The following is a 14,553-nucleotide window of genomic DNA, read 5'->3' as shown; positions in this document are numbered from 1 at the left end:
CGCCCGGTCACTTCCCGCCGCGGGCGGCGGCCGCGGCCGCGACCATCTCGGTGACGGCGGTCTCCGTCGTGAACTTGTCGATGCCCAGGGAGGTGAGGGGGCCGGTGCCGTCCTCGAGTTCGAGGAGGGCGAGCAGGATGTGCTCGGTGCCGATGTAGTTGTGGCCGAGGCGCAGGGCCTGGCGGAAGGTGAGTTCGAGGGCCTTGCGGGAGCGGAGGTCGTAGGGGACGATCTCCCCTTCCGCGCGGCCCTGGCCGGCGGCGGGGGGCAGGGCGGCGGTGAGGTGATCGCGGACCGCGGGGAGGGCGTGGCCCTGCGCGGTGAAGACGCGGGCGGCGATGCCCTCCGGTTCCGCGAGCAGGCCGAGGGCGAGGTGCTCGGGGGCGACCTCGGCATTGCCCGCGGTGCGGGCCTCGGCGTGGGCGGCCATGACGGTGTTGCGCGCACGGGGGGTGAAGCGGCTGAAGCCCTGGCTGGGGTCGAGGTCGGGGACGAAGCGCTTCTGGGCGGCCTGCTTGGTGACGCCCATGCTCTTGCCGATGTCGGTCCAGGAGGCGCCGGAGCGGCGGGCCTGGTCGACGAAGTGGCCGATGAGGTGGTCGGCCACCTCTCCGAGGTGCTCCGCGGCGAGGACCGCGTCGGAGAGCTGGTCGAGCGCGTCGGGGTGGGCCTTCTTGATCGCCTCGATGAGGTCGTCGAGCCGGATGGGTTGCGTCATGCGTCAACGTTAGGTTGACGCATGCGGGAACGTCAACCGGAAGTTGACGATTGTTGCCCGGCGGGGCTCCTAGGATGCGCAAGGACCGCATCGGCCGGACGAGGGGGCCCTTTGGGATCGCATGCTGTTGTCACCCCGGAGGTCCGGGACCGGCTCGCGGTCCGGTTCGGGGACGGGGTGCGTGCCTGGTGCGACGAACTGCCCGGCCTGGTGGCCGAACTCGCCGCCCGGTGGCACCTGGAGGTCGTCGGGTCCGGCGGGGGAGGCACCTCGCGGGTGTTCCGCTCGGTGCGGCGTGACACCGGTGCCCCGGTCTGGCTGAAGGTCACGCCGGAGCCCGCGATCGCCCGCGAGGAGGCCGAGGCCCTGCGCGCCTGGGAAGGGACGCCGTCGGTGGTCCCCCTGCTGGCGCGGGACCTCACGGCCGGCGCCCTGCTGCTGGGGGACGTGGAGCCGGGAGTGCCGGTGCGGCAGCTCGCCTGGCGGTTGACCGAGGCCGCGGCGCTGCTCCGGGACCTGCGGGCCGCTTCCCCCGTTCCCGGGGAGCACTCGGTGCTGCGGCCCCTGTCGGACCGGGTCGGCTTCCTCTTCGGCCTGGCCGACCGCAGGCTGTCGGCGGCCGGCATGAACGGCCTGCTCGACCCGGCGGTGCTCGGCCGGGCCAGGCAGGCGGCGCTGGAACTCGCCACCAGCGGGCCGGTGGGACTTGTGCACGGTGACCTCCATCCGTCCAACGTGCTGTCCGGGCCGGGCGCCCGCATGGTGGCGATCGACCCCCGGCCCGCGTGGGGCGACCCCGACTTCGACGCGGTGGACTGGGTTCTCGAGGGAGTCACGGACCCGGCCGCGCTGGACGCGCGGATCGAGGAGCTGGCGGCCATGGTTCCCGGCCAGTCCCCGGAGCGGGTACGGGGCTGGTGCCGGGCCCTGGCCGCCCTCAACGCGGTCCCCGGGATCTGCGCGCGACGCGACGACGCGAGGACCCGCTTCCTCATGACCCTGTCGGGCCTCTGACCGCCCCGGCGCACGGTCCGTCAGGCGCGGCCGGTGTTCACGAAGCGGCCCGCGCGGCGGCCGGGGGCCGTCCGTCGTCCTGGTGGTGGGATCCCAGGAGCGCCATGTCGTCCTCCGAGAGCCGGATCGCCCCGGCGGCGACGTTCGCGACCAGGTGGTCCGGATCACCGGTACCGGGGATGGCCAGCACGTGCGGCCCCTGGTGAAGTGTCCACGCCAGGCGGACCTGCGCCGCCGACGCGCCGTGCGCGCGGGCGACGGCGAGCACCGCCTCGCTGTCGGCGGCGCTCGCGCCCGCCTCCCGTCCGGCTCCGGCGATCGCGAAGAACGGCACGAAGGCGATGCCGAGTTCACCACAGGCCCGCAGGAACTCCCGCTCCTCGCCGGGCGCGTCGAGGCTGTAGGGATTCTGCACGCACACGACCGGCGCGATGGCCCGCGCCTCGGCCACGTGCGCGGGCGTGGCGTTGGACATGCCGAGGTGGCGTACGAGTCCGGCGTCCCGCAGCGCGGCCAGCGCCTCGAAGTGGGCGCCGATCGAGCCGTTCCTGTGACTGGGCGGGACGCGCAGGTTCACCACGTCCAGATGGTCACGGCCCAGCTGGCGCAGATTCTCCTCGACCTGGCCGCGCAGTTGCTCCGGTGCGGCCCACCACCACGCGCCCGAGGGGTCCCGGCCGGGCCAGACCTTGGTGCTGATGACCAGATCCTCCGGATAGGGCGCCAGCGCCCGGTTGATCAGCTCGTTGGCGGAGCGCTTCGAGGAGAAGTAGAAGGAGGCGGTGTCGATGTGGTTGACGCCGAGCTCGACCGCGCGCCGCAGAACGGTGATCGACCGCTCGCGGTCGCTCGGTTCGCCGAGGTCGAACGGGGCACTGCCCGTCAGGCGCATCGCGCCGAACCCGACGCGGTTGACGGTCAGGTCGCCGAGCCGCCCGGTACCCGCGTCCGCCGCGGTGTTCGTCGATGAGGTCATGACCGGCCACCCGTCGTCGTGGGAGCGCCGAACGAGATCCAGGTGTCGGGCGCCAGGTCCGGACGACCCGGTACCGGCCGGTGCTCCTCGCTCCAGCCGTCGCCGGCGACCTCGCTCGCGACACGGCGCCAGAAGCGCGCCGCGACCGTGTTGGCGTCCTGGAAGGCGACCGCCCACGGACCCGGGTGCCTGCCGAGGACGTCCCGGACCGCGCGCAGTCCGACGCCGGCCCGGCGCGCTCCGCGGACGACGAAGAAGCTGTTCAGCACACGCGTCGGGCCCGTCAGGCCGCGCACGAAGGCGAGACCGACGGGGCGCTCGCCGCTCGTCAGCAGATAGGGGGCCCAGTCGCCGCCGGCGAATGCGGCGTGGAGCCGGTCGCTCCGGAAGGTCCCGTCCGGGTTCGGCACGACGCCGCCGAACCCGGACATGTCGTGACGGAACATCAACCAGAGGCGCTCCGCCACGGGGCGGTCGTCGGCCGTCGCTCGACGTACACATGGATCCGGCATGGGTCTCCTGTCCGGGAAGGGGCCCGCTGCGGGGCGGGCCCCCGCCGGGCATGAAAAAAGCCTCCCCGGCGGATCGGGATCCGCAGCGAGAAGGCTTGAACGACGGCCGGCAGTCTATCAAGTGCCGCGTGCGCCGCGCCTCAGGGCGCGGTGAACAACGCCGGGAAGCCCGGCGCGAGCCACGGCTTGCGGCCCCAGGCGAGGATCTTGCCGCGGGCCACGGCACCGGTGGCGGTACGCCGGCCGAGTGCGATGAGCAGGAACGTCACGGGCTCGGCGACGATCGTCACATCGGCGCGGCCCGGGAGTTCGGGCGTGACCTCCGCGGCCCCGTCGGCGAAGGTGACCGCGAAGCGCGAGCCGCCGCGCACCCGCAGGTCGTAGCAGGCGGTGTGGCCGGCGGCCGCGGCACTGAGCACGCGCGGCATGGCGGTCATGACGAACGGCACGGTCGCCTCCACCGCCGCCGCGTCGATCATGTGCGGGCGGCGCAGCGCGGCGGCGATGTCCCAGCCGTGGCCGAGCATGTGCGCCACCAGGTACGACCCGAGGGTGGCCAGGTCCATCGGGCCGAGCGGGGTGCGGACGGGCCGCTCCGCCGGGCGGCCGGACGCCGCCTCGGTGAACGCCCGGGCGTGGCGCACGACGCCCTCGGCCAGCACGGCCGGGTCGCGCTCCGGGTACGCCTCCAGCGAGGCCGCGTTGGCGGCGGCGAGGCTGCCGGCGGTGCCGTCGCCGTAGGGCCGCTCGTCGCCCCGCGCGAGCGCCGCCATCAGCTCGTTGGCCAGCACCAGGTGCGCCGCCGCCTCGCCCACCGTCCACTGCGCACCGGGGATGCGCGCCGACGCGTCCGCGCAGCGGCGGAGCAGCTCGGCGATCCGCTCGGCGGTGGCGTGGACGGCCGCGGTGACCTGCGGCGGGACGGACGTCATGGAGGAGAAGGGTGGCCGAGGCGGGTACGTCTGTAAAGACCCGTGACGCGCCGAGGACCCGGCTCCCGCCCCTGGTGAGGGGCGGGAGCCGGGTCCGGACGCCGGACTCAGACCAGTCGCCTGCGGCCCCGCAGGACGATCACCGCGACGAGGGCGGCGGTCAGGACGAACAGGATGCCCGCGCCGAGCCACTGCATCGTCGACAGCTGCGAGACGGGCAGGTACTCGGTCGACCAGCCCACCACGTCCAGCTTGCGCAGGCAGACCTCGACGGCCTTCTCGTCCGCCTCATGGGCGCACGTGCCCCAGCCCATCAACTTGCCCGAGCCGGTGACGTAGTTGGAGTCGATCTCGAACGCGCCGGCCGGCAGTGCGGGGGACTGGCCCGGCAGACCCGCGGCGTGGTGGGTGGCCAGCGTGACCGGGGTGCCCAGGTGCAACCGGGTCAGGCTCCAGACGACCTCCGAGAAGACCGCGAAGAAGAAGGTCACCACCATCGCCGTCAGCGTGCGCCGCAGCAGCGTGCCGATGAGGACACCCGCGGCGACGAGGAACAGGGTGAGCGCCACCGGCACCGGACCGGTGGTGTCGAAGTAGGTGGACTCGGTCCAGCCGGCCTGGCTCTTCGCCGGCTCCCACCACCAGGCGTACGCGACCGAGAGCAGCATCGTGCCGATCACCAGGAGGAGCCCGGTGATGACGAGCTTGTTGGCGATCCATCGCACCCGGCTCACGGACTGCGCCGCGATCAGCTTCGCGGTGCCGTTCTCCAGGTCCGGGGCGAGCAGCGGGGCACCGACGAAGACGGCGAGGAGAATGGGGACGAAGCTGAGCGCCAGGCCGGCCTGGCTCAGCTGCTGGGAGTAGGCGGTGAAGCCCTGGACCCAGTCGTCGGACTTCAGGTGCGGCCAGCCGTACGGTGCGAGGTAGTCCGTCAGGACGGACCGCCGCCAGGCGATACCGGCCAGTCCGGCCACGGTCAGGGCGATCAGGGTCCAGTACGCGGCCCGGTGCTGCCGCCACACCAGCCAGGTCATGCCGCTCAGGTGCGGGCGGCGGGTCGCCTCGGCCGGCGCGGCGGCGGGCGTCCTCGGATCGGTCATGGTGCTCATGCCGCCACCGCCACCCGGGCCGTGGGGCTGATCAGCGCGGGAGCCCCGGGGTTGCGCAGATAGGCGAGCAGGAGTTCCTCCAGGTTCGGGGTGTCGGCCTGCCACGGGGCGCCGACCGGGCCGTCGGGGCGTATGAGGGCGGTGAACTGCCGTCCGTGCACGCGGGACTCGACGAAGGTGTGATGCCCCAGGCCGGCCGGCACGCCCGGGCCGCCCTCGGCGACACCGGTCAGCAGGGTGTGGGCGGAGAGCAGTTCGTCGACGTCGCCGGCGAGGCGGAGCCCGCCGCCGGCGATGACCATGAGGTAGTCGCAGATGGTGCCCAGCTCGGCGAGCATGTGCGAGGACATCAGGACGGTCGTGCCGTGCTCGGCGACCTCGGCCATCAGCAGGCTCATCATCTCGTGACGCACCAGCGGGTCCAGGTCGGACAGCGGCTCGTCCAGGAGCAGCAGGTCGGGGCGCTTGCCGAAGGCCACGGCGAAGGCGACGCGGGTGCGCTGGCCGCCCGACAGGGTGCCGATCCGCGCGTTCAGCGGGACATTGCCGGAGCGCACGATCCCCTCGGCGGCGGCCTGGTCCCAGCCGGGGTTCAGCTCGCGGCCCATGCGCAGCGTCTCGGCCACGGTGAAGCGCTTGTACAGCGGCTTCTCCTGAGCGAGGAAGGCGACCCGGCGGCCGGCCTCCGCGGACTCGGGGGCCGCGCCGAACACGCGCAGCGTGCCGGCGGTCGGCTCCAGGAGATTGGCGGCGATGCTCATCAGCGTCGTCTTGCCCGCTCCGTTGGGCCCCACGAGACCGCAGATCCGGCCGGCCGGCAGCCGGAAGGAGCAGTCCTGCAGCGCCCAGCCGCGCCGGTACTTCTTCCCGACGCCGTAGGCCTCGATCGCCGACTCCTCCGGTGGTCCCGGAAGGTCCATGCCCTCACTCATCCGTGCTTCCCGCTTTCCGTGTTCCCGTGCGTTTCCGTGCCCGCGGCGGACACCAGGGGACCGGCGTACCGCTCTTCCAGTACCGACGTGACCAGGGCGATCACGTCGTCCCGCTCCAGGCCCGCGGCACGGGCCCGGAGCACCCACTCGTCCAGCTCGCCGCGCAGCGGCGAGTCCGGCCCGGCCTGCGGGCGGGCCAGCGACCGGCGGACGAACGTCCCCAGGCCCGGCCGGGGCTCGACCAGCCCCTCCCGCTCCAGCTCGCGGTAGGCCTTCAGCGTCGTATTGGGGTTGACCGCGCTGCTCTCGGCGACCTCCTTGGCCGTCGGCAGCCGGTCGCCCGGTACCAGCACGCCCAGCCGCAGTGCCTGCTTGGTCTGCTGGACGATCTGCTGGTAGGCCGCGACGCCGCTCCGGCGGTCGATGCGGAACTCCACGTTCCCAGCACCACCATTCCACTACTTGATTAGTGGAACGATGATGCGTCGGGTCCGCGGCGGGTGTCAAGCACGGACCCGGGAACCGGTCCGGGAGCACAAAAAAGAGCGCCCCCCGGCAGTGGCACTGCCGGGGGCACTCTTCACGGGCACACGCGTGGCGCTGTCGCGCCCGGCCTCAGTAGGCCGAGTTGACGTTGTCGATCGAACCGTAGCGGTGGGCCGCGTAGTTGCAGGCCGCGGTGATGTTGGCGACCGGGTCGTAGATGTTGTACGAGGTTCCGGGCACGTGGTACGTCTTGAACGTCGGGTCGATGACCTGCATGAGGCCCTTCGACGGGATGCCCTTGGCGGCGTTGCTGTCCCAGTTGTTGATCGCCGACGGGTTGCCCGAGGACTCGCGCATCAGGTTCTTGTAGATGCCGTTGTACGTGCCCGGGATGCCGTTCTTGTGCATGATCTCCAGGCTCTGGTTGATCCAGGCGTTGACGGAGCCGGAGTGCGTCGTAGCGGCGGAAGCGGTGGGGGCCATCGCCACACCACCGGCGACGACGGCGGCGCTGGCAGCGACGACGCCGAGGGAGATCTTCTTGGCCTTGGCGGCGGAGGCGAACTTCGTCATGGAGGAGATCTGCATTCGTTTCTTTCCTTTTCCGTGGGGTACGCCATGAATTGTTGGCCGAATTCCTGGCGGGGGTCAATGCCCCCCATTACGACCGCGATTAGTAGTGCCCCCAGGGTCCAAAGTCCCGCCGCCCAGTCACCGGACGGGAATTGAGGACCGCGGACTACTAAGAGGGCCGGATTGTGGCGCGCGCCATATCTGCCACGTCACACGCAAACCCCCACAAATCGCCCCTTGCGTGACCGGCGCCACGTGGTCCCGGTCACGAATTCGCCGCCGTTCTCGCTCCCCGCGCCCACCCGATGACACTGCGTGTCCCACTCCGGGCGACGGTGGCGCCGGGCGCGACCGGCGCCCTGCGGGCACGGACTCCGCAGGGGTGCAGCCCCCCGCCGACGTGGGCGAACATGCCAAGGGGCCGCCGCACCGGCACATCGGTACCGGGGCGGCGGCCCCTGCGCGGCGGGCCGCCGCCGGCACCGCGGCCCGCGCGGACACCCCCCTTACGCGCGCCCGCGCGCCCGCGCGGGCGCGGCACGAAGGGGAAGCCCGGGAGGCGGACGAAAACGCGGGGGATTCCGCTTCACGCGGGCGGGCGACTTCCCCTTCCGGGTGCCAGGACTTTCCCCTCCGAGCGCCGGGACTTTCTCCCTCCCCTGCTTTCCCGCATTCTTACTTTCCGCCTTTCGACGGCCGGGCCTTTCGATAGCGAGGCGGCGGGACCTTGGTCCCGTTCCGGCGGGGACTTTTCTCCGCGAACCCTTATACGGACCGGGCCGCCGCGGTGCCGACGATCACGGTGGCGTGCCATTCCTCGGAAACAGCGACGCGCACGCGAAGGCCGGCCCGAGTGACGGCCTCGACCGCCGCCGGGGCCTGCCGCTCCCCGGTCTCGAAGAGGAGGTGGCCGCCCGGGGCCAGCCAGTCGGGGGCGCGGGCGACGACCCTGCGGAGGATGTCGAGGCCGTCCGGGCCGCCGTCGAGGGCCGTGAGCGGTTCGTGGTCACGGGCCTCGGGGGGCAGAAGACCGACGGCGTCGGTGGGGACGTACGGGGCGTTGGCGACCAGGATGTCGACGCGGCCTCGCAGCCGGGCGGGCAACGGCTCGTAGAGGTCGCCCTGGTGGACCTCACCGCCCGCGGCGGCCAGGTTCCGGCGGGCGCAGGCGACCGCGGCGGGATCGATGTCGGCGGCGTACAGCCGGGGCCGCTCCACCTCGGCGGCCAGCGCGGCGCCCACCGCCCCGGAACCGCAGCACAGGTCGACGACGACCGCGCCGGGGCGGGCCAGCCGGGCGGCCTCGCCGGCGAGGAACTCGGTACGACGCCGGGGCACGAAGACCCCGGGGTCCACGGCGATCCGCAGACCGCGGAACTCGGCCCAGCCGACGACCTGTTCGAGGGGGAAACCAGCGGTACGGCGCTCGACCATGACGGCGAGCTCGGCCGGGGTCCCCGCGGCGGCGAGGAGCAGTCGCGCCTCGTCCTCGGCGAAGACGCAGCCGGCGGCGCGCAGCGCGGCGACGACGGCCCGGTGATCGACCGGGGTGGGCGGCACGGAAGGAGGCAATGCGGGCATGAAGGCCTTTCGGGATGCCGAAGGGCGCTCTCGCGGTCTCCTACGCCGGGGTGGCAGCGGAGCCGTACGGGGGGAGCACCCAACCTGACATGGCGGTAATGGGTCTCACCTCCTCGGTCCGTCCACTGCGGGCGACGCCACGTTACCCGAGCCCCCGCGGCCCGCCCACCCCAGGGCGGCCACGACGGCGCGCGGGTCGTCGGCGTGGAAGCGCAGCACGCGCGCCCGGGCGGGGGCGCCCAGCGGGCGCAGGAAGGCGACCGGCTCGGACAGCTCGACGGTCACGGTGGTCTGCCCGCCGACGACCAGGTCGGCCGTGCCGTCGTCGGTGAGCGTCACCAGCCGTCCACCCGGGAAGCGCCGGTCGACGCGGGCGGCCGCTATCCGCCCGGCGGGCACCCGGATGTCGACGAGCGCGCCGTACCGCACCCGCAGCGAGCCGTCCGCCTCCACGACGTGAGGGCGGACCACGCACGCCGCGTGCAAGGCCAGGACGAAGAAGCAGCCCCACAGGTCGAGGACGAGCGTGACGGCGTGCACGGCCGGCCAGGGGATGACCAGCGCCAGCAGCACGGTCTCGACCACGCAGACGAAGAGCAGCCCGTAGACGGTGGCCGTCTGCGCCCCGCTGTACGGGACCGGGACAGCGCCCTTGCCCACGCCGTGCCGCGGCCGCCGCGCGGTCCATAGCAACAGGCTCGCCGCCAGGGCGAGTTCGTGACGCACCAGCCGCCGCACGGCCACCGGCACCATGGCGCGCACGGCCGTCCGCAGCGCGGCCCGCCGCGACTGACCCCGGCGCCGCGCCTCGCGGTGGACCCGCACCAGGCGCGGCAGCCGCCACGCGGCCGCGGCGGCAAGGCAGAGTTCCGTGCCCCGGAGCACCGGCGGCGGCACCGGCACCCCGGCCGACAGGCACCCGGCCAGCACGGCCTCCGCGCAGAGCAGCAGGCCCAGTGCCCAGCCGCGCGCGCTCCTCATCGGGCACGCTCCGACAGCAGCCGGATCGCCTGCCGCACGGCCTCGGCCTGGGCGGGGGCGTGGTCGTCGAGGAACGCGGCGACGAAGCCGCCCTGTCCGGCGGCCGCCACCACGTCGTCCTCAGCGGTGTCGGCCATCGCGGCGACGATCTCGTCCGGGACGGCGTCGGCGATGGCCCGCGCAGCCTCGCCGACCCGGGGGTCGTCGAGCGGGGCGCCGGCCAGTTCGTCCATGAGCGCGTAGACCGCGTACGCGCGGCGCATCGCGTCCGGGCCGGTGTCCATGGAGCGCAGCAGGCCGGTCAGCCAGCCCCGGGTCTGCGGGGTGGCCGCCGTTTCCAGGAGGGCGAGCAGTTCGCGTTCCCTGGCCGCCATCGCGGGCTCGGGTCCCGGCAGGTCCGCGGTGACGCGGGCCATGTCGGCGAAGAGCTCGGCGAGTTCGGGGGAGACGGGTCCCTCCGCGGGGAGCCCGCCGGTCCCGGCCTGGCGCAGCAGTTCCGCCAGCCGGGCGCGGCGGCCGCGGATGGCCTCCTCCTGGCGGGCGAGGTCGGCGTCGAGTTCGGCGAGGACTTCCGCCAGGTCCTTGCCGGCGTCGTCGGCGAGTACGTCCCTGATCTCCTCCAGGCCGAGGCCGAGTTCCGCCAGCCGCCGGACGCGGGCGAGCCCGACGGCGTCGCGCAGCCCGTAGTCGCGGTAGCCGTTGACGCGGCGCGCGGGCTCGGGCAGCATCCCGATGCGGTGGTAGTGCCGGACCGTGCGGGTGCTGACCCCGGCGAGGGCGGCGAGTTCTCCGATGCGCATGGGGCCAGTAGAGACCTTGACGCTGCGACAAGGTCAAGGACGGCGCGGCCACAGCGGGGCGTACAGGGAAAACCCTAGGGAAATCGGGCCGGCCGCCGCCGGGCCGAGGGCTCCCGCCTCGGTCCGGGCAAACGCCCCTCAAGCGGCGGTAAAGATCTTCCTCCGCCGCTGTTCGGCGGTGGCGGCCTGCAATAGCTTCGGCGCGTCAACCGTCATCACCCGTACGCAGCCGCAGCACAGGGGTGGTCTACGCGTGTCGAAATGACATGTACATGCTTACAGGCAAATGACCTGCACCCCGCGGCCGCCCAGGATCCGCGCCGCCCGCGCCACCCGCACCGCGCCGTGACACCCCCACTCCCGGCACTCGACGGAGGCACCTCGTGCACCTCTCCACGCACCGACTGAGACGATCGGTCGCCGCGGCCCTGCCCGCGCTCGCCCTGGCCGTCAGCGGCCTGCTGGCCGCCGGTCCCACGGCCCAGGCCGCCGCACCCCCCACCCCCCACACCCTCTCGGCCCGCGACACCCAGAACGCCCGGGCCCTGCAGTCGCCGCAGGCCCAGGCGGTGCACTCGACCGGCACGGCCGGTGCCCACGTCCCGACGGAGCACCTGTGCGGCGCGCCCGTCGCCGGCCGGTTCAGCTGCCTCGCCCAGCGGCGCACCGACATCGCGATGCGCCGCGACAACACGCTCTCGCCCGAGGCCACCCCGTCCGGTCTGGGGCCGGCCAACCTGCACAGCGCCTACAACCTGCCGTCCACCGGCGGCTCCGGCCTCACCGTGGCCATCGTCGACGCCTACGACGACCCCAACGCCGCCACCGATCTGTCCACCTACCGCTCCCAGTACGGGCTGTCGGCCTGCACGACCGCCAACGGCTGCTTCAAGAAGGTCGGTCAGACCGGCAGCACCACCAACCTGCCGAGCCCCGACAGCGGTTGGGCCGGTGAGATCGCACTCGACCTCGACATGGTCAGCGCCGCCTGCCCGAGCTGCAACATCCTGCTGGTCGAGGCCGACTCCGCGAGCATGGAGGACCTCGGCACGGCCGTGAACGAGGCCGTAGCGCTCGGCGCGAAGTTCGTCTCCAACAGCTACGGCGGCGACGAGGAGTCCGCCGACCCGTCGTACGACAGCGCCTACTTCAACCACCCGGGTGTCGCCATCACCGTCTCCGCCGGCGACGCGGGCTACGGCGCCGAGTACCCGGCGGCCTCCCGCTACGTGACCGCCGTCGGCGGCACCTCGCTGAACACCTCCTCCACCACCCGCGGCTGGACCGAGAAGGTCTGGGGCACCACCTCGGGCGGCGACGGCACCGGCTCGGGCTGCTCCGCGTACGACACCAAGCCCACCTGGCAGACCGACACCGGCTGCGCCCGGCGCACCGTCGCCGACGTCTCCGCGGTGGCCGACCCCGCCACCGGCGTCGCGGTGTACGACACCTACGGCGGCTCCGGCTGGGCGGTCTACGGCGGCACCAGCGCCTCCTCGCCGCTCATCGCGGGCGTGTACGCCCTGGGCGGCGCCCCGGCCGCGGGCAGCAACCCGGCGTCGTACCCCTACGCCCACACCGCCAACCTCTACGACGTGACCACCGGCGCCAACGGCAGCTGCTCCAGCTCCTACCTGTGCACCGCGAAGTCCGGCTACGACGGCCCGACCGGCCTCGGCACCCCGAACGGTGTCACCGCCTTCAAGAACGGCACCAGCAGCGGCAACACGGTCACCGTCACCAACCCGGGAAGCCAGACCGGCACCGTCGGCACCGCCCGCAGCCTGCAGATCGCGGCCACCGACAGCGCGGGCGCCGCGCTCACCTACAGCGCGAGCGGCCTGCCCGCCGGGCTCTCCGTGAACGCCTCGACCGGCCTGGTCTCCGGCACCCCGACCACCGCCGGCACCTACCAGACCACCGTCACCGCCTCCGACTCCACCGGCGCCTCCGGCTCGGCCTCCTTCGGCTGGACGATCGCGCCGGCCGGCGGCGGCACCTGCACGGCCGGCCAGCTGCTGGCCAACCCCGGCTTCGAGTCGGGCGCCACCGGCTGGACCGCCTCCAGCGGTGTCGTCACCAACGACTCCGGTGAGGCCGCGCACGGCGGCTCGTACAAGGCCTGGCTGGACGGCTACGGCTCCACGCACACCGACACGCTCTCCCAGTCGGTGACCGTCCCGGCCGGCTGCAAGGCGACCCTCACCTTCTGGCTGCACATCGACACCGCCGAGACCACCACGACCTCGGCCTACGACAAGCTCACCGTCACGGCCGGGTCCACCACCCTGGCCACGTACTCCAACCTCAACAAGGCCACGGGGTACGCCCAGAAGAGCTTCGACCTGTCCTCCTTCGCCGGTTCCACCGTCACCCTGAAGTTCAGCGGCACCGAGGACTCCTCCCTGCAGACGAGTTTCGTGGTCGACGACACCGCCCTGACCACGGGCTGAGCCCCTTCCTCCGCGTGTGGGGTCCCGGTCGCCGCGAGGCGGCCGGGACCCTTTTACGTCCGGGACACGTCACAGAGAAAAGGAGGCTCTCCCATGTACCGATCGCACCGACCGCACCGACCGCATCTGCCGCACCCCCGACCGGCAGCCGCCGTCGCGGCGGCCGTCGCGGCGCTCGTGCTCACCGCCTGCGGCGGCGGCGCCGAGCCGGGCGACAGCCCGGCCACCGGCGTGAAGCCGTGCCCCACCCGGCTCGACCTCACCGCCGCCGACAGCGGCCGCACGCTCTGCGTGGGCACCGGCGCCACGGTCCGCGTCACGCTCGACGGCAGCCCCGACCGCCCCTGGTCCCCCGTCACGCTCGAGGGCGGCGCCCTGCGGGCCGACAACGCCGGCATCGGCGCCCCCCGCGGCGACACCCTCGCCGCCTACCGCGCCACCGCCCCCGGCACGGCCCGCCTCACCGCCACCCGTCCCCTGTGCGCCCAGCCGACCTCCCCGGACGGGGTAGCCTGCCTGGGACTGCGCGAGTGGACCGTCACCGTGCGGGTCGCACAGGGCTGAACACCGGTGCCCGCGAAAAGGTTGTACGGATCCCGGCATCGATTCGGGCACGGATCGGTCAGCGTCCGACGAAGTCGTGGTAATGGATCGACTTGGGCGATCAATGCAGTAGCCCGCTGTCATAGGCATGACGTAGCGTTTCCCCTTGCCGCCGACGAAGGCGCGCCGGAGCACCTTCACGGGCGCCCGCGCCCCTCGGCGCACCCACACCTCGCCGGAAGACTTCCGGACTCCACGCCCGCCTGGGGGGAACCAGCTTGCGCACCCGCCACATCGCGAGCGGGACGGCTCTGTCCGTCCTGCTCGCCACCGCATCCCTGCTCGGTGTCACGGCCACGCCGGCCGCCGCCACCGACAGCGGGACCGCCGTCCCGCCGGTGACCTCGTTCAGCCTGGAGGACCCGGCCCTCGCCGCCACCACCCTCACGGTGAACGCCCCGGCCGGCGCCCTTCCCGGCACCGAGGTCACCATCACCGGCACCCTCGGCTCCACGGTGCCCTTCGCGGACGGCACCACGGTCTCCGTGAGCCGTACCGACTCCGCCCACACGGACGGCACGCCGCTCGGCACCGCGACGGTCGCCGCCGACGGCACCTTCGAGGTCAAGGACACCCCGTCCGCACTGGGCGACAACACCTACACGGTCACCTACGCCGGAGACGCCGAGCACGACGCCGCCACCGGCACCGGCACCGTCAGCGTCGCCCGGGCCGCGAGCCTGCTCACGGTGGACGCCCCGGCCGCCGCCATCCCGGGCGACGAGGTCACCGTCACCGGCACCCTCGGCTCCACGGTGCCCTTCGCGGACGGCACGACCGTCTCCGTGAGCCGTACCGACTCCGCCCACACGGACGGCACGCCGCTCGGCACCGCGACGGTCGCCGCCGACGGCACCTTCGAGGTCAAGGACACCCCGTC

At 73.4% G+C, this 14,553-nt stretch carries 13 protein-coding genes and 2 pseudogenes; 4 read left to right on the top strand and 11 right to left on the bottom strand.

Annotated features, from left to right (window positions below; all coding sequences use genetic code 11):
• Positions 1–7: 7 nt before the first annotated feature.
• Positions 8–718 carry a Clp protease N-terminal domain-containing protein gene (locus PV364_RS13600; RefSeq protein WP_319660166.1) on the bottom strand — a complete coding sequence of 237 codons (711 nt, stop codon included), beginning with the start codon at positions 716–718 and terminating at the stop codon, positions 8–10.
• 111 nt (positions 719–829) lie between these two features.
• On the opposite strand from PV364_RS13600, the gene PV364_RS13595 reads away from it, so the two are divergent.
• Positions 830–1,732, top strand: coding sequence for an aminoglycoside phosphotransferase family protein (locus PV364_RS13595; RefSeq protein ID WP_319660165.1), 903 nt, complete (start codon positions 830–832; stop codon positions 1,730–1,732).
• Positions 1,733–1,769: 37 nt separating this feature from the next.
• Here the strand turns inward: PV364_RS13595 and PV364_RS13590 are convergent, their stop codons facing one another.
• From PV364_RS13590 to PV364_RS13545, 10 genes and pseudogenes are all read right to left on the bottom strand, one after another.
• Complete coding sequence (locus tag PV364_RS13590; protein WP_319660164.1) at positions 1,770–2,708, bottom strand: aldo/keto reductase; 939 nt, start codon at positions 2,706–2,708, stop codon at positions 1,770–1,772.
• Entirely contained in the window at positions 2,705–3,220 is a 516-nt protein-coding gene (locus PV364_RS13585; protein WP_319660163.1) for a GNAT family N-acetyltransferase, read from the bottom strand. Before PV364_RS13585 ends, PV364_RS13590 begins: the two co-directional genes overlap by 4 nt.
• A gap of 140 nt (positions 3,221–3,360) precedes the next feature.
• The gene (locus PV364_RS13580) at positions 3,361–4,152 is read right to left on the bottom strand and encodes a maleylpyruvate isomerase family mycothiol-dependent enzyme (RefSeq protein ID WP_319660162.1); all 792 of its coding nucleotides are present in this window, start codon (positions 4,150–4,152) and stop codon (positions 3,361–3,363) included.
• A 107-nt stretch (positions 4,153–4,259) separates the two neighbouring features.
• Positions 4,260–5,264 (bottom strand): ABC transporter permease subunit, encoded by a 1,005-nt coding sequence (locus PV364_RS13575; protein ID WP_319660161.1) that lies wholly within the window; start codon positions 5,262–5,264, stop codon positions 4,260–4,262.
• A complete protein-coding gene (locus tag PV364_RS13570) occupies positions 5,261–6,184 on the bottom strand; it encodes an ABC transporter ATP-binding protein (RefSeq protein WP_319660160.1) in 924 nt (307 codons plus the stop codon). Before PV364_RS13570 ends, PV364_RS13575 begins: the two co-directional genes overlap by 4 nt.
• 8 nt (positions 6,185–6,192) lie before the next feature.
• On the bottom strand, positions 6,193–6,633 hold the full coding sequence (locus PV364_RS13565; RefSeq protein ID WP_319660159.1) for a GntR family transcriptional regulator: 441 nt from the start codon (positions 6,631–6,633) through the stop codon (positions 6,193–6,195).
• 178 nt (positions 6,634–6,811) lie between these two features.
• Positions 6,812–7,114, bottom strand: a pseudogene (locus tag PV364_RS13560) (transglycosylase SLT domain-containing protein); the annotation flags it as partial.
• A 906-nt stretch (positions 7,115–8,020) separates the two neighbouring features.
• A complete protein-coding gene (locus PV364_RS13555; protein WP_319660158.1) occupies positions 8,021–8,836 on the bottom strand; it encodes a putative protein N(5)-glutamine methyltransferase in 816 nt (271 codons plus the stop codon).
• A 105-nt stretch (positions 8,837–8,941) separates the two neighbouring features.
• Positions 8,942–9,817, bottom strand: coding sequence for a hypothetical protein (locus PV364_RS13550; protein WP_319660157.1), 876 nt, complete (start codon positions 9,815–9,817; stop codon positions 8,942–8,944).
• Positions 9,814–10,617, bottom strand: a complete 804-nt coding sequence (locus PV364_RS13545) for a MerR family transcriptional regulator (protein ID WP_319660156.1) — start codon at positions 10,615–10,617, stop codon at positions 9,814–9,816. Before PV364_RS13545 ends, PV364_RS13550 begins: the two co-directional genes overlap by 4 nt.
• Before the next feature lie 383 nt (positions 10,618–11,000).
• On the opposite strand from PV364_RS13545, the gene PV364_RS13540 reads away from it, so the two are divergent.
• The 3 genes and pseudogenes from PV364_RS13540 to PV364_RS13530 form a co-directional block, all read left to right on the top strand.
• The gene (locus tag PV364_RS13540) at positions 11,001–13,070 is read left to right on the top strand and encodes a putative Ig domain-containing protein (RefSeq protein ID WP_319660155.1); all 2,070 of its coding nucleotides are present in this window, start codon (positions 11,001–11,003) and stop codon (positions 13,068–13,070) included.
• A 93-nt stretch (positions 13,071–13,163) separates the two neighbouring features.
• Positions 13,164–13,634: a hypothetical protein gene (locus tag PV364_RS13535; RefSeq protein WP_319660154.1), complete on the top strand. Its 471-nt coding sequence runs from the start codon at positions 13,164–13,166 to the stop codon at positions 13,632–13,634.
• 257 nt (positions 13,635–13,891) lie between these two features.
• Positions 13,892–14,553, top strand: a pseudogene (locus PV364_RS13530) (hypothetical protein); the annotation flags it as partial.

This window comes from Streptomyces sp. MI02-7b (assembly GCF_033793585.1).
Classification (GTDB): Bacteria; Actinomycetota; Actinomycetes; order Streptomycetales; family Streptomycetaceae; genus Actinacidiphila.
Note: the sequence above shows the minus strand (reverse complement) of the source record. Positions and strands in the feature narration are given on the sequence as shown.

Coding starts and splice junctions, on each gene's coding strand:
- PV364_RS13600 (WP_319660166.1), bottom strand. CDS start 718: ATGACGCAACCCATCCGGCTCGACGACCTCATCGAGGCGATCAAGAAG.
- PV364_RS13590 (WP_319660164.1), bottom strand. CDS start 2,708: ATGACCTCATCGACGAACACCGCGGCGGACGCGGGTACCGGGCGGCTC.
- PV364_RS13585 (WP_319660163.1), bottom strand. CDS start 3,220: ATGCCGGATCCATGTGTACGTCGAGCGACGGCCGACGACCGCCCCGTG.
- PV364_RS13580 (WP_319660162.1), bottom strand. CDS start 4,152: ATGACGTCCGTCCCGCCGCAGGTCACCGCGGCCGTCCACGCCACCGCC.
- PV364_RS13575 (WP_319660161.1), bottom strand. CDS start 5,264: ATGAGCACCATGACCGATCCGAGGACGCCCGCCGCCGCGCCGGCCGAG.
- PV364_RS13570 (WP_319660160.1), bottom strand. CDS start 6,184: ATGGACCTTCCGGGACCACCGGAGGAGTCGGCGATCGAGGCCTACGGC.
- PV364_RS13555 (WP_319660158.1), bottom strand. CDS start 8,836: ATGCCCGCATTGCCTCCTTCCGTGCCGCCCACCCCGGTCGATCACCGG.
- PV364_RS13550 (WP_319660157.1), bottom strand. CDS start 9,817: ATGAGGAGCGCGCGCGGCTGGGCACTGGGCCTGCTGCTCTGCGCGGAG.
- PV364_RS13545 (WP_319660156.1), bottom strand. CDS start 10,617: ATGCGCATCGGAGAACTCGCCGCCCTCGCCGGGGTCAGCACCCGCACG.
- PV364_RS13535 (WP_319660154.1), top strand. CDS start 13,164: ATGTACCGATCGCACCGACCGCACCGACCGCATCTGCCGCACCCCCGA.